The following is an 11774-nucleotide window of genomic DNA, read 5'->3' as shown; positions in this document are numbered from 1 at the left end:
CCCACCGGGGCCAACTGGAGGAAAGCAGTATGACCACGCACAGCCCACGCATCGTGGACCTCAGCGAGACCCAGCCCAACACCCGGCGCGGCGGCGATCTGCGCGCCATGCTCACCCCCACGGCGGTCGGCGCCACCAGCGGCTTCATGGGCCTGGCCATCGTCCAGCCCGGTGAGCGCATCGGCGAGCACTACCACCCCTACTCGGAGGAGTTCGTCTATGTGGTCAGCGGGCTCCTGGAAGTGGATCTGGAGGGTGTCACCCACTCCATGCGCCCCGACCAGGGGCTGATGATCCCGCTGAATGTGCGCCACCGGTTCCGCAACGTCGGTGACACCGAGGCCCGGATGGTCTTCCACCTCGGCCCCCTCGCGCCCCGCCCCGAACTCGGCCATGTCGACACCGAGGGCACCGAACAGGCCTCGGCCCCCGGCGGTCCGCCGGAACGTTCCGGGGCAGTGTCGTGAACCGGCGGGTGGCGGTCACCGGGGTCGGCGTCGTCGCCCCCGGCGGTGTCGGCGCCCCGGCGTTCTGGGACCTGCTGGCGAACGGGCGCACCGCGACCCGCGGCATCACCCTCTTCGACCCGGAGGGGTTCCGCTCCCGGATCGCCGCCGAGGTCGACTTCGACCCCGCCGAGCACGGCCTCGCCCCCGAGGACACCGCCCGCTCGGACCGGTACATCCAGTTCGCCCTGGTGGCGGCCCGGGAGGCGATACGGGACGCGGGGCTCGACCCCGAACGCGAGGACCCCTGGCGCATCGGTGTCTCCCTGGGCACCGCGGTCGGCGGCACCACCCGGCTGGAACACGACTATGTCGCCGTCTCCTCGGCCGGTGCCCGCTGGGACGTGGACCACCGCCCCGCCGGGGCCCACCTCCACCGCGCCTTCTCGCCCAGCACCCTCGCCTCCGCCGTCGCCGAGCAGATCGGCGCCCACGGACCCGTGCAGACCGTCTCCACCGGCTGCACCTCCGGCCTGGACGCCGTCGGCTACGCCTTCCACGCCATCGAGGAGGGCCGCGCCGACATCTGCGTCGCCGGCGCGTCGGACTCCCCGATATCCCCGATCACCGTGGCCTGCTTCGACGCCATCAAGGCCACCTCGCCCAACAACGACGACCCGGAGCACGCCTCCCGGCCGTTCGACGCCCACCGCGACGGGTTCGTCATGGGCGAGGGCGGTGCCGTCCTGGTCCTGGAGGAGCTGGAGCACGCCCGAGCCCGCGGTGCCACCGTGTACTGCGAGATCGGCGGCTACGCCACCTTCGGCAACGCCTACCACATGACCGGGCTGACCCCCGAGGGGCTGGAGATGGCCCGCGCCATCGACACCGCGCTCGCCCACGCCCGGCTCGACGGCACGAGGATCGACTACGTCAACGCGCACGGCTCGGGCACCAAGCAGAACGACCGCCACGAGACCGCCGCCGTGAAGCGCTCGCTCGGACAGCACGCCTACCGGACCCCGATGAGCTCCATCAAATCCATGGTGGGCCACTCCCTGGGCGCGATCGGGGCGATCGAGCTGGTGGCCTGTGTGCTGGCCATGGACCGGCAGACGGTGCCGCCGACGGCCAACTACGAGACCCCCGACCCCGAGTGCGACCTGGACTACGTACCGCGCACCGCCCGGTCCCGGAAGCTGCGCCATGTGCTCTCCGTCGGCAGCGGGTTCGGCGGATTCCAGTCAGCGGTCGTCATGAGCCGACTCAGTGGGAGGCCACGATGAGCACCACCCGAACCCGGCGCAGCCGCGACCCGAGCGGGAGCCCGGACCGCGGCGGCCGGCGGACCGTCATCACCGGGATCGGCGTCATCGCCCCCAACGGCATCGGCGCGGACGTCTTCTGGAAATCCACCCAGGAGGGCATCAGCGTCCTCGACCGGATCACCCGCGAGGGCTGTGAACACCTGCCGCTCCGCGTCGGCGGCGAGGTCCGCGACCTGGAGCCGGACACCCTGGTCGAGGACCGCTTCCTGGTCCAGACCGACCGGTTCACCCACTTCGCCATGGCCGCCGCCGATCTCGCCCTCGCGGACGCCCGGCTGGGCCGCGCCGACTACGAGGGCTCGCCCTTCGGCGTCGGGGTGGTCACCGCGTCGGGCTCCGGCGGCGGCGAGTTCGGCCAGCGCGAACTCCAGGCCCTGTGGGGCAACAGCCCCCGTTTCGTCGGCCCCTACCAGTCCATCGCCTGGTTCTACGCCGCCAGCACCGGCCAGATCTCCATCCGGGGCGGCTTCAAGGGGCCCTGCGGGGTGGTGTGCAGCGACGAGGCCGGCGGCCTCGACGCCTTCGCCCACGCCGCCGGGGCGATCCGGCGCGGCACCGACGCCGTCGTCGTCGGCTCCGCCGAGGCCCCCCTCGCGCCCTACTCGGTCGTCTGCCAGCTCGGCTACGAGGACCTGAGCACCAGCGAGGACCCCACCCGCGCCTACCGGCCCTTCACCACCGAGGCCTGCGGCTTCGTACCCGCCGAGGGCGGTGCGATGCTCGTGGTCGAGGAGGAGTCGGCGGCGCTGCGCCGGGGCGCCCGGCCGCGCGCCAGGATCGCCGGGCACGCGGCCACCTTCAGCGGCCCCTCCCGCTGGCAGGACTCCCGCGAGGGCCTCGCCCGGGCCATCCAGGGCGCCCTGAGGGAGGCGGACTGCGCGCCGGAGGAGATCGATGTGGTCTTCGCCGACGCCCTCGGTGTGCCCGAGGCCGACCGCGCCGAGGCGCTGGCGATCACCGACGCCCTGGGCCAGCACGGCCGGCGGGTGCCCGTCACCGCGCCCAAGACCGGCACCGGCCGGGCCTACTGCGGCGGGCCGGTGCTCGATGTGGCCGCCGCCGTCATGGCCATGGAGCACGGAGTCGTACCGCCCACGCCCAATGTCTTCGACGTCTGCCACGACATCGATGTCGTCACCGGCAAGGCCCGCCGGGCGCCGCTGCGCACGGCCCTGGTCCTCAGCCGGGGGCTCATGGGCTCCAACGCGGCACTCGTGCTGCGCAGCGCGGCCCCCGCGCCACCGCCCCGGAACCCCACCCGACAAGGAGAGAACGCATGACAGACGCAGTGACCCCGGAGGAACTGGCCGGCCTGATGCGGCAGAACGCCGGCATCCCCGTCGATCCGGCCGAGCTGGCGGACCACCCGGACACCTCCTTCGAGGAGTACGGCCTGGACTCGCTCGGCCTGCTCGGCATCGTCGCCGCGCTGGAGAACCGGCACGGCACCCCGATGCCGCAGGACGCGGAGAAGTGCGCGACCCCGCGCGAGTTCCTCGACCTCGTGAACACGTCCCTGACCAAGAGCGGAGCCTGAAGTGCCCGGACACACCGAGAACGAGATCACCGTCAGAGCCCCCCTGGACGTCGTCTGGGACATCACCAACGACCTGGAGAACTGGCCCCAGCTCTTCAGCGAGTACGCCTCGGTCGAGGTGCTGGAGCGCAGGGGCGACACCACCACCTTCCGGCTGACCATGCACCCCGACGAGAACGGGAAGGTGTGGAGCTGGGTCTCCGAGCGCACCCCCGACCGGGAGAGCCGCACGGTGCGCGCCCGGCGGGTGGAGACCGGGCCGTTCCAGCACATGGACATCCACTGGGAGTTCTCCGAGGTGCCCGGCGGCACCCGGATGCACTGGCGGCAGGATTTCGCGATGAAGCCGGACGCCCCGGTCGACGACGACTGGATGACCGACAACATCAACCGCAACTCCAAGGTCCAGATGGCGCTGATCCGGGACAAGATCGAGCAGCGGGACCGGGAGCGCCGCGCGGCGGCCCCCGCCGCCGGCTGAGCGGGGAGGCGACCGACCGTGTCCCAGCCCGCCCACTACCCGCACCAGGCCCTGATCGTGGCCCGGATGGCGCCCGAGTCGGCCGATGGCATCGCCGAGCTGTTCGCCGCGTCCGACGAGGGCGAACTGCCGCGGCTCGTCGGAGTGAGACGGCGCAGCCTCTTCCAGTTCGGCGATGTGTATCTGCATCTGATCGAGTCGGACCGGCCGCCCGGGCCCGCCGTGGCGAAGGTGGTCGAACACCCCGAGTTCCGGGACCTCAGCGACCGGCTGAACGCGTACATCAGCCCGTACGACCCGGAGACCTGGCAGGGCCCGAAGGACGCCATGGCCCACCGTTTCTACACCTGGTCCCCGCCGGGTTGACCACCGCGCGGCGCGAAGGCGCCCCGGACCCCGGAAGGGGCCCGGGGCGCCTTCGCGCACCCGGGACGCGGCGGTGGTTCACCCGGGTACGGCCGCCACCGCCTCCTGGGCCGAGGGGTCCGTGCCGAGGCCGGTGCCCTCCTCCGCGACCACGGCCTCGAACGCGTGGAGATAGGAGTTCACCGGGCGGACCGAGCCGGGCGGCAGCCCCGCCCGGGTCATCCGCTCCACCATGGACTCCCGGGTGTGCTTGGCGCCGCCCACATTGAGCAGCAGCAGCAGATCCATCGCGGTGGTGAACTTCATCGACGGGGTGTCGTCCACCAGGTTCTCGATCACCACGACCCGCGCCCCGGGACGGGCCGCCGCCACCACATTGCGGAGGGTGGCGTGGGTGCTGTCGTCGTCCCACTCCAGGATGTTCTTGATGATGTAGAGATCCGCGCCGACCGGGATCTCCCGGCGGCAGTCGCCGGGCACGACGCTCACCCGCCCGGCCAGCGCCCCGCCGTCGAGCAGCCGGGGGTCGGCCTTCGCCACCACATCGGGCAGATCCAGGAGGGTGCCGCTCACCCCGGGGTGCTTCTCCAGGAGGCTCGCCAGCACATGCCCCTGGCCGCCGCCGATGTCGGCGACCGAGCCGACCCCGGTGAGGTCGAGCAGCTCGGCCACCTCCAGCGCGGACTGCCGGCTGGAGGTGGTCATGGCCCGGTTGAACACCTGGGCCGACTCGCCGGCGTCCTGGTGCAGATACTCGAAGAAGCCCTTGCCGAAGAGGTCCTGGAAGACCGGGCCGCCGTCCGCGCGCACGGCGTCGTCCAGCCTGGGCCAGGCGGCCCAGGTCCAGGGCTCGGTGCACCACAGGGCGATCCAGCGCAGGCTCTGCGGATCGTCCTCGCGGAGCATCCGGGACATCTCGGTGTGGCCGAAGGTGCCGTCCGGCCGCTCCTCGAAGACACCGTGGCAGGACAGGGCGCGCAGCAGCCGGCGCAGCGGCCGGGGTTCGGCGCGGACCGCCGAGGCCAGCTTCTCCGCGCTCGCGGGGACGTCGCCGAGCGCGTCGGCGACCCCGAGCCGGGCGGCGGCCCGCACGGCGGCGGCGACGGCCGCGCCGAAGACGAGTTCGCGCATCCGCATGCCCGGGGGAGGGGCGGCGGCACCGTCGGCGGGGGCGGTCGGGAACGGTCGGGTACTGAGGGTGGTCATGGGGCCTCGAATCCTTCGGCGGGTGGGAGGGGCGGGCCCGGCGGCCCCGGGCCCCGGGTCAGCACATTCCGGCGGGCTCGGACGACGCGCAGGAGTTCCGGGCGAACCGGTTGCCGCTGCCGCCGCCCCGGTGGACCAGATCGGCCCTGGCGTTGCCCGTCACCGTGTTGTGCTCGACGACGTTGTCGGTGTTGGCCGCGCCGACCATCGACTCGAAGAGCACGATCCCGCCGGACATCGGCGCGGCACCCACGTTGTCGCGGACCGTGTTGCCCCGGACGACGGTGGCCTCGGAGCCGGTGAGGACGATCCCGGAGCCCTGGATGGCGGGGAGCCTCGGGGTCGCCGGACAGAGCCGGTTGTTCCCGGAGACCGTGTTGGAGCGGACGGTCATCGCCCCGGCGGCGGGCCTGGACTCGTCGCCGACGATGAACATCCCGGCGCAGTTCGCGGAGAGCTCATTGCCTCGGACGGTGAGATTCCGGACCCGCCGCACCGTCAGGCCGATCCGGTTCCCGGTCGCCCTGTTGTCGGCGATCACCGCACCGCCCTGGTCGGTCGCGCCGCCCTCGGCGTCCACGGCGTTGGCGAGGAAGATGCCCGCGTCGCCGTTCCCCCGCACCGTGTTCTCCCGGAACGACGCCCGGGTGGAGCGCTGCTGGGCGATCCCCCAGATCCCGTTCTCCTCGGCGGTCACCTGCCGGACGGAGAGCCGGTCGGTGCGGGAGGCCCACAGCCCGTGCCGGCTGAACCCCCGCAGGGTCAGCGAGCGGACCGACACCCGCGCGGTGTCCGCCTCCCCGGTGCCGGTCACACAGATGCCGTGCCCCTCGCGCGCGCAGCTGTTCGCGGCGAGCGAGCGGTCCGTCGCGGGCAGCAGCACGGTCCCGGGGCCCGAGCCGCGCAGGGTCAGCCGGTCGGTGGTGACGAGCACGCTCTCGCGGTACGTCCCCGGGCGCACGACCACCGTGTCCCCAGGCCTCGCGGCGTCGACCGCCGCCTGGATCGACTCCCCGGCGCGCACGGTGTGGGTCGTGCCACCGCCGCCCGCCGGTGCGGCGCCGATCACCCCGGCCACGGCGGCGGCGATCCCCAGGGCGCATCCGAATGGTTTTCCATAGTTTTTTTGTCGTTGTGCCATAAAGCGACGCTATGGGCGTTTCTGAGGGCCCGCCACACGGAGGGGGCGGATCGATGGGCGCCCTCCGTCGTCCGGGTGGCCCCCGGCCCCCGGGCGCGCCCCCCGGGAAGGCGCCCCGGGCCGGCCGGCCCGGGGCGCGGCGCTCAGGGAGTGAGGAAGGTCTTCCCGGAGCCGGACCTCAGGACGTGGTCGATGTGGATCTGGCGCGCGATGAACCGCCCGTTCTCGACACTGGCCGCGATGGCGACCGGGGCGAGAGAGTTCCCGTCCGGGAGCCCCGCGTAGTACAGCCCGGGGACCGTGCCGAGGACGCCCTTCTCCTGGAGGGGCGCCCCTCGGTCGTCGAGCAGCCGGTCCGGCAGAATCCGGTAGTCCGGCCCGAAGCCGGTGCACCAGATGATCGTCGTGATGTCGTGCCGGGCCAGATCGAGGGTGTCCCCGTAATCGGAGAGGTGGTCCAGGCGGACACAGGGCGCCGGAGTCTCCTCCGGCACCACGAAACCCCGGCCGCGGATACCGGCGTCGATGGTGTCGATGACCCGCCGGAACGAACGGGACGACTCCCGGGCGATCGCGGTGACATTGTCCTCCAGCCGCAGGACCCGCCGGTCGGCCGCGCGGACCGAACCGACGAGGACGACTCCCTTCTCCGCCAGCGTGCCGAGATTGAGATCGCTGCTCCCGGCCTTCACGGAGGCCACCCCCAGACCCGGCAGCGCGCCCGAGTCGACGCCTTCCGGGGTGATGTACTCCTCGTACAGAGGGAACACGAACATCCACTCGTGGAGGCTGCGGCCCCGGTAGTGGCGCGGCCACGCCTGGTGCCGGCCGACCGACAGGAACACCTCGCGCCCGGCGTCCGCGAGTTCGTCGGCGATCTGCTGACCGCTGATGCCCGCGCCCACCACGAGCACCGCCCCGCCCGGCAGGGACCCGGGGTTGCGGTAGAACCGCGAGTGCATCTGCCGCACGGACGGGTCGACATCGGACGCGGGAGCGGGCACCCGGGGGGCCGCGTATCCGCCCATCGCCGCCACCAGATTGCGGGACTCGACGACATCCCCCGAGGACAGCCGCGCCCTGAACCGCACCTCGTCGCGGTCACCGGCGTCCGGGGGACACTCGACCTCCCGGACGGCCGTGTGCTCCCGCACCCGCAGATTCCGCTCCTTCGCGTAGTCCCGCAGATGCCCGGCCAGCTCCCGCCCCGGCATGAAACCGTCGGGATCGTCGCCGTCGTACTCCCAGCCGGGGAAGCGGACCGTTCGATTGCCGCTGCCCACGAGCAGGCTGTCCCAGCGCTCGTGCGCCCAGGCCTGACCGATCTCGCCCCGTTCCAGGACGAGCGCCTCCCGGCCCACCTCCCCGAGGGCCGCGGCCACGCCGCACCCCTGCTGGCCACCGCCGATCACCACGGTCTCCGTGTACTCCACTGTTCCCACGATCGAACCTCTCTGCCGTGTTCCTGCACATCGCTGTCGTGCTCCCCCGCGGTTGGGCCGGCCCGGCTCAGATCCTGGCCCGTGAAGTCGGCTCGATGTCAAAGGAACCGCCCGCCGGCCGGGCCGCCCGCGGCCCTCGGCCAGCCACGCGACGGAACGCCGCGGCGTGACGGAATCCGGAGCGGGCCCCGCCCCGCGTGACGAAAGCCCGCTCCCGGGAAATGACTGGCACCCGTGCGCCGGCACGGTTAGCCTTCACTCCGTTCCCCCCGGGAGGCTCTGCGCCGCCCCGGGCCCGGTTCATCGGTCCACCGCGGAAAGCAGGAGGTGACGACGGTGATGACTGTCACGGTGACGGGCTCCGCCCGTATTCAGGAGTTCATCGTTCCCATCCCCGTGGTCTCCGGCTGACACCCGTACACACTCCGCGCGCCGAGCGCGCCGCCGGGGCCACCCTCCGAAGGGTCTCCCCTTGTCCCACACCTCCTCCGACGCGCCGTCCCGCCCCGGCACCCCGCACGCCCTCGCCCCCTACGGCTGGGACGGGCGGTGGGCCGCCGCGTTCGCCCCGTACGCCGCCCAGGGGCTGCTGCCCGGCCGGGTGGTCCGCGTCGACCGAGGGCACTGCGATGTGCTCACCGCCGCCGGACCGGTCCGCGCCGACACCGCCTTCGTCACCCCGCACGACCCGCTGCGGGTCATCTGCACCGGTGACTGGGCCGCCGTCGACCCCGCCGGCGACCCCCTCTTCGTACGGACGTATCTGCCGCGCCGCACCGCCTTCGTGCGCTCCACCTCGTCCAAGCGCTCCGAGGGGCAGATCCTCGCCGCCAACGTCGACCACGCCGTCATCGCGGTCTCCCTCGCCGTCGAACTCGACCTCGGACGGATCGAGCGCTTTCTGGCCCTGGCCTGGGAGAGCGGCGCCCAGCCGATCGTCGTGCTCACCAAGGCCGACCTCGTCCCGGACGCGGCGGGCCTGGCCCATCTGGTCCGCGATGTGGAGCACACCGCCCCCGGGGTGCGGGTGCTGGCCGTCAGTTCGCTGAACGGCGAGGGGACGGCCGAGCTGGCCGGGGCCGTCTCCGGCGGCACGAGTGTGCTGCTGGGAGTCTCCGGCGCGGGCAAGTCCACCCTCGCCAACACGCTGACCGGCACCGATGTGATGGACGTTCAGGCGATCCGGGACATCGACGGCAAGGGGCGGCACACCACCACGACCCGCAATCTGCTGGTCCTGCCCGGCGGCGGGGTGCTCATCGACACGCCCGGACTGCGGGGCGTCGGGCTCTACGACGCCGGGGCCGGGGTGGGGCAGGTCTTCGCGGAGATCGAGGAACTCGCCCGGAACTGCCGCTTCCACGACTGCGCCCACGAGGCCGAGCCGGGGTGCGCGGTGCTGGCCGCGGCGGCCGACGGGTCGCTCGGAGCACGCCGGCTGGAGAGCTACCGCAAGCTGCTGCGGGAGAACCAGCACATCGTCGCCAAGACCGACGCCCGGGTGCGCGCGGAACTCCGCAGGGAGTGGCGGCGCAAGGGCGCGGAGGGCCGGGCGGCGATGGAGGCCAAGCGCGGCCGGCTGCGGTAGGGGCTCCCGCCCGGGGGAGCGCCCGCTTCCCCGGGCGGCCCCGCCGCCCTCCCCGGGACCCCGGGGCCCTCGGGGCCCATGTTCGGGGCCCGTGCGGGCTCTTGGGGGTCCTGGAGAGTCTTGGGGGGTCTTGGGGGGTCTTGAGGGGCCGCCGTCCCCACCCGCTTCCCCGGGCCCCCGTCCCGCCGCCGCACCGCCGTCCCGCCCGTACCGGCCCGTGACATCAGTCATACGCGAGTCCGCTCCTGTCCGTTCCGCCCCAGGTGGGAGCGGGTGAACCGGCCGCCCCGCCCGTCCCGGCGGTGACCGCGACCGCGCGGTGGAACTCGTATAGTCGGGTGAGGTTGCGGGCCGTCGGCCCCGAGGCGAACAGGCGGAGCTGATGACCACGTCCCGGCGGCTGCTGTCCACTGCGGTGGCAGCGGTGACACTCACTCTGCTCACCCCGTCGGGCACCCTCTCCGCCGGACCGGGCACCCGGGACGGCCAGGGCGCGGGCAGCGGCACCGGCCGGGCCTCCGCCGCCGCGCACCACCGGGGCTGGGCCGGGACCTGGCAGGCCTCGCCCTCGCACGCCGTCCCCGCGCTCCCCGGCACCTCCATCCGCAATGTGGTGCACACCAGCGTCGGCGGCGGGGCCGCCCGCGTCAGGGTCACCAACCGCTTCGGCACCGCGCCCCTGCCCATCGGCGCGGTCACCATCGCCCTCCAGCGGCCGGGCCTGCCCAAGAGCCCCGAGGCGGCCCCCGGCACCATGCGCCGGGCGTACTTCGACGGCGCCCGCGCCGTCACCGTCCCCACCGGCCGGGACCTGGTCACCGACCCCGTGCCCATGACGGTGCCCGCCGGCGCCAACCTCCTGATCACGGTCTACACACCCACCGCCGCCGGCCCCGCGACCCAGCACCGGTCCGCCGTCCAGACCAACTTCCTCGCCCCGGGCGCCGGCGACCGCACCGCCGACGAGGGCGGCGCGGCCTACACCACCACCACCGGGTCCTGGCACTACGTCACCGGTGTCGATGTGCTCAGCCCCCGCACCCCGGGCAGCGTCGTCGCACTCGGCGACTCCATCACCGACGGCTCGGGCTCCACCAACAGCGCCAACCGCCGCTGGCCCGACCGGCTCGCCGCCCGGCTCGGCGAACTGCCCCCGCACCGCCGCCCGGGTGTGCTCAACGCGGGGATCGCCGGGAACCGGCTGCTGCTGGACGGCACCGGGCCCAGCATGCTCGCCCGCTTCGACGCCGATGTGCTCTCCCGTACGGGGGTGCGCACCGTGATCGTGCTCGCGGGCGTCAACGACATCAAGAACACCCCCGTCCAGAGCGACCCCGCCGTCTTCGACGCCGCCCACCGGCAGCTCGTCCGCCGGGCCCACGCCCGCGGCATCCAGGTCATCGGCGCCACCATCGCCCCGTTCGGCGGCAACCCGGCCTGGACCGAGGACCGTGAGGCGGTCCGCCGGCAGATCAACCACACCATCAGGACCGGCGGGGTCTTCGACGCGGTCGCCGACTTCGACGCCGCCGTCCGCGACCCGGCCCACCCCACCCGTATCCACCCCGCCTACGACCCCGGGGACCATCTCCACTTCAACGACGCCGGGATGCGGGCCCTGGCCGACGCCGTCGACCTCGACCGGCTCCGGGTCCGCGCCGAGTCCCACTGACCCGACTGACCCCACCGGACCCACAGCCCTCCCGGGCTCAGGTCCACAGGACGGCCACCAGCCACGCCCCCGCCACCACCAGACAGGCGAACAGCTCGACCAGCACACTCGTCCCGGCCGCCCGCATCACCTCCCGGGTGGAGGCCGCCGCCTGCCCGTGGCCGCCGAGGCGGAGGCGCTCGGTGCCGTAGATCCCGCCGATGAAACCGGGGATCGCCCCCACCACCGGCAGCACGACAAAACCCACCACCGCCCCCAGCCCGGCGAAGACCGCCATCCGCCGGGTGATCCCGGTGCCCCGCTGCCGCCGCGGCGGCAGCAGCCACACCACGACCTGGTCCACCAGCAGCAGCGCGGTGGAGGCCACCAGCAGCACCCAGGCCGCCGGGGAGAGTTCGTGCAGCGACCACCAGAGCATCGCCGCCCACACCAGCCACCGCCCGGGCACACCGGGCACCAGGACCCCCACAAGGCCCAGCACCATCACCAGGCCGACCAGCAGAAGCTGCCACACGCCCATCTGCCAAGGGTGCGGGAAACCGGCGGTTCCCGCAGGGGCGGGCCGGC

General features: G+C 73.5%; 12 protein-coding genes. 8 read left to right on the top strand and 4 right to left on the bottom strand.

Going from position 1 to position 11774, the window contains the following annotated elements:
* Positions 1-29: 29 nt before the first annotated feature.
* From ACWCRA_RS00255 to ACWCRA_RS00230, 6 genes are read left to right on the top strand one after another with little or no spacing between them, the layout of a single operon-like run.
* Complete coding sequence (locus tag ACWCRA_RS00255) at positions 30-467, top strand: cupin domain-containing protein (RefSeq protein ID WP_351545632.1); 438 nt, start codon at positions 30-32, stop codon at positions 465-467.
* On the top strand, positions 464-1732 hold the full coding sequence (locus ACWCRA_RS00250) for a beta-ketoacyl-[acyl-carrier-protein] synthase family protein (protein ID WP_351545630.1): 1269 nt from the start codon (positions 464-466) through the stop codon (positions 1730-1732). The genes ACWCRA_RS00255 and ACWCRA_RS00250 overlap by 4 nt, the downstream gene beginning before the upstream one ends.
* The gene (locus tag ACWCRA_RS00245; RefSeq protein ID WP_351545627.1) at positions 1729-3054 is read left to right on the top strand and encodes a ketosynthase chain-length factor; all 1326 of its coding nucleotides are present in this window, start codon (positions 1729-1731) and stop codon (positions 3052-3054) included. The genes ACWCRA_RS00250 and ACWCRA_RS00245 overlap by 4 nt, the downstream gene beginning before the upstream one ends.
* Complete coding sequence (locus ACWCRA_RS00240; RefSeq protein ID WP_351545624.1) at positions 3051-3311, top strand: acyl carrier protein; 261 nt, start codon at positions 3051-3053, stop codon at positions 3309-3311. Before ACWCRA_RS00245 ends, ACWCRA_RS00240 begins: the two co-directional genes overlap by 4 nt.
* Position 3312: 1 nt before the next feature.
* Positions 3313-3792: an SRPBCC family protein gene (locus ACWCRA_RS00235; protein ID WP_351545621.1), complete on the top strand. Its 480-nt coding sequence runs from the start codon at positions 3313-3315 to the stop codon at positions 3790-3792.
* Positions 3793-3810: 18 nt separating this feature from the next.
* Positions 3811-4158, top strand: a complete 348-nt coding sequence (locus ACWCRA_RS00230) for a TcmI family type II polyketide cyclase (protein WP_351545618.1) — start codon at positions 3811-3813, stop codon at positions 4156-4158.
* Positions 4159-4236: 78 nt separating this feature from the next.
* Here the strand turns inward: ACWCRA_RS00230 and ACWCRA_RS00225 are convergent, their stop codons facing one another.
* The 3 genes from ACWCRA_RS00225 to ACWCRA_RS00215 form a co-directional block, all read right to left on the bottom strand.
* Complete coding sequence (locus ACWCRA_RS00225) at positions 4237-5364, bottom strand: methyltransferase (RefSeq protein WP_351545615.1); 1128 nt, start codon at positions 5362-5364, stop codon at positions 4237-4239.
* Positions 5365-5422: 58 nt separating this feature from the next.
* A complete protein-coding gene (locus ACWCRA_RS00220; RefSeq protein WP_351545612.1) occupies positions 5423-6505 on the bottom strand; it encodes a right-handed parallel beta-helix repeat-containing protein in 1083 nt (360 codons plus the stop codon).
* Between the two features lie 143 nt (positions 6506-6648).
* Entirely contained in the window at positions 6649-7947 is a 1299-nt protein-coding gene (locus ACWCRA_RS00215; RefSeq protein WP_351545609.1) for a flavin-containing monooxygenase, read from the bottom strand.
* 472 nt (positions 7948-8419) lie between these two features.
* Here ACWCRA_RS00215 and rsgA point away from each other — a divergent pair, with 472 nt between their 5' ends.
* Both rsgA and ACWCRA_RS00205 read left to right on the top strand, forming a co-directional pair.
* Positions 8420-9535, top strand: a complete 1116-nt coding sequence (gene rsgA / locus ACWCRA_RS00210) for a ribosome small subunit-dependent GTPase A (RefSeq protein ID WP_351545606.1) — start codon at positions 8420-8422, stop codon at positions 9533-9535.
* 382 nt (positions 9536-9917) lie between these two features.
* On the top strand, positions 9918-11207 hold the full coding sequence (locus ACWCRA_RS00205; protein ID WP_351545604.1) for an SGNH/GDSL hydrolase family protein: 1290 nt from the start codon (positions 9918-9920) through the stop codon (positions 11205-11207).
* Positions 11208-11244: 37 nt separating this feature from the next.
* Here the strand turns inward: ACWCRA_RS00205 and ACWCRA_RS00200 are convergent, their stop codons facing one another.
* Complete coding sequence (locus tag ACWCRA_RS00200) at positions 11245-11727, bottom strand: DUF456 domain-containing protein (RefSeq protein ID WP_451066405.1); 483 nt, start codon at positions 11725-11727, stop codon at positions 11245-11247.
* Positions 11728-11774 lie beyond the last annotated feature (47 nt).

This window comes from Streptomyces sp. NPDC001889, assembly GCF_053594535.1.
The sequence above is the reverse complement of the archived record's forward strand: the minus strand, read 5'-3'. Positions and strand labels throughout refer to the sequence as shown.

Excerpts from the sequence above, each read along its gene's own strand:
- ACWCRA_RS00240 (WP_351545624.1), top strand. The coding sequence starts at position 3,051 with ATGACAGACGCAGTGACCCCGGAGGAACTGGCCGGCCTGATGCGGCAG.
- ACWCRA_RS00220 (WP_351545612.1), bottom strand. The coding sequence starts at position 6,505 with ATGGCACAACGACAAAAAAACTATGGAAAACCATTCGGATGCGCCCTG.
- ACWCRA_RS00245 (WP_351545627.1), top strand. The coding sequence starts at position 1,729 with ATGAGCACCACCCGAACCCGGCGCAGCCGCGACCCGAGCGGGAGCCCG.
- ACWCRA_RS00255 (WP_351545632.1), top strand. The coding sequence starts at position 30 with ATGACCACGCACAGCCCACGCATCGTGGACCTCAGCGAGACCCAGCCC.
- ACWCRA_RS00205 (WP_351545604.1), top strand. The coding sequence starts at position 9,918 with ATGACCACGTCCCGGCGGCTGCTGTCCACTGCGGTGGCAGCGGTGACA.
- ACWCRA_RS00200 (WP_451066405.1), bottom strand. The coding sequence starts at position 11,727 with ATGGGCGTGTGGCAGCTTCTGCTGGTCGGCCTGGTGATGGTGCTGGGC.
- ACWCRA_RS00225 (WP_351545615.1), bottom strand. The coding sequence starts at position 5,364 with ATGACCACCCTCAGTACCCGACCGTTCCCGACCGCCCCCGCCGACGGT.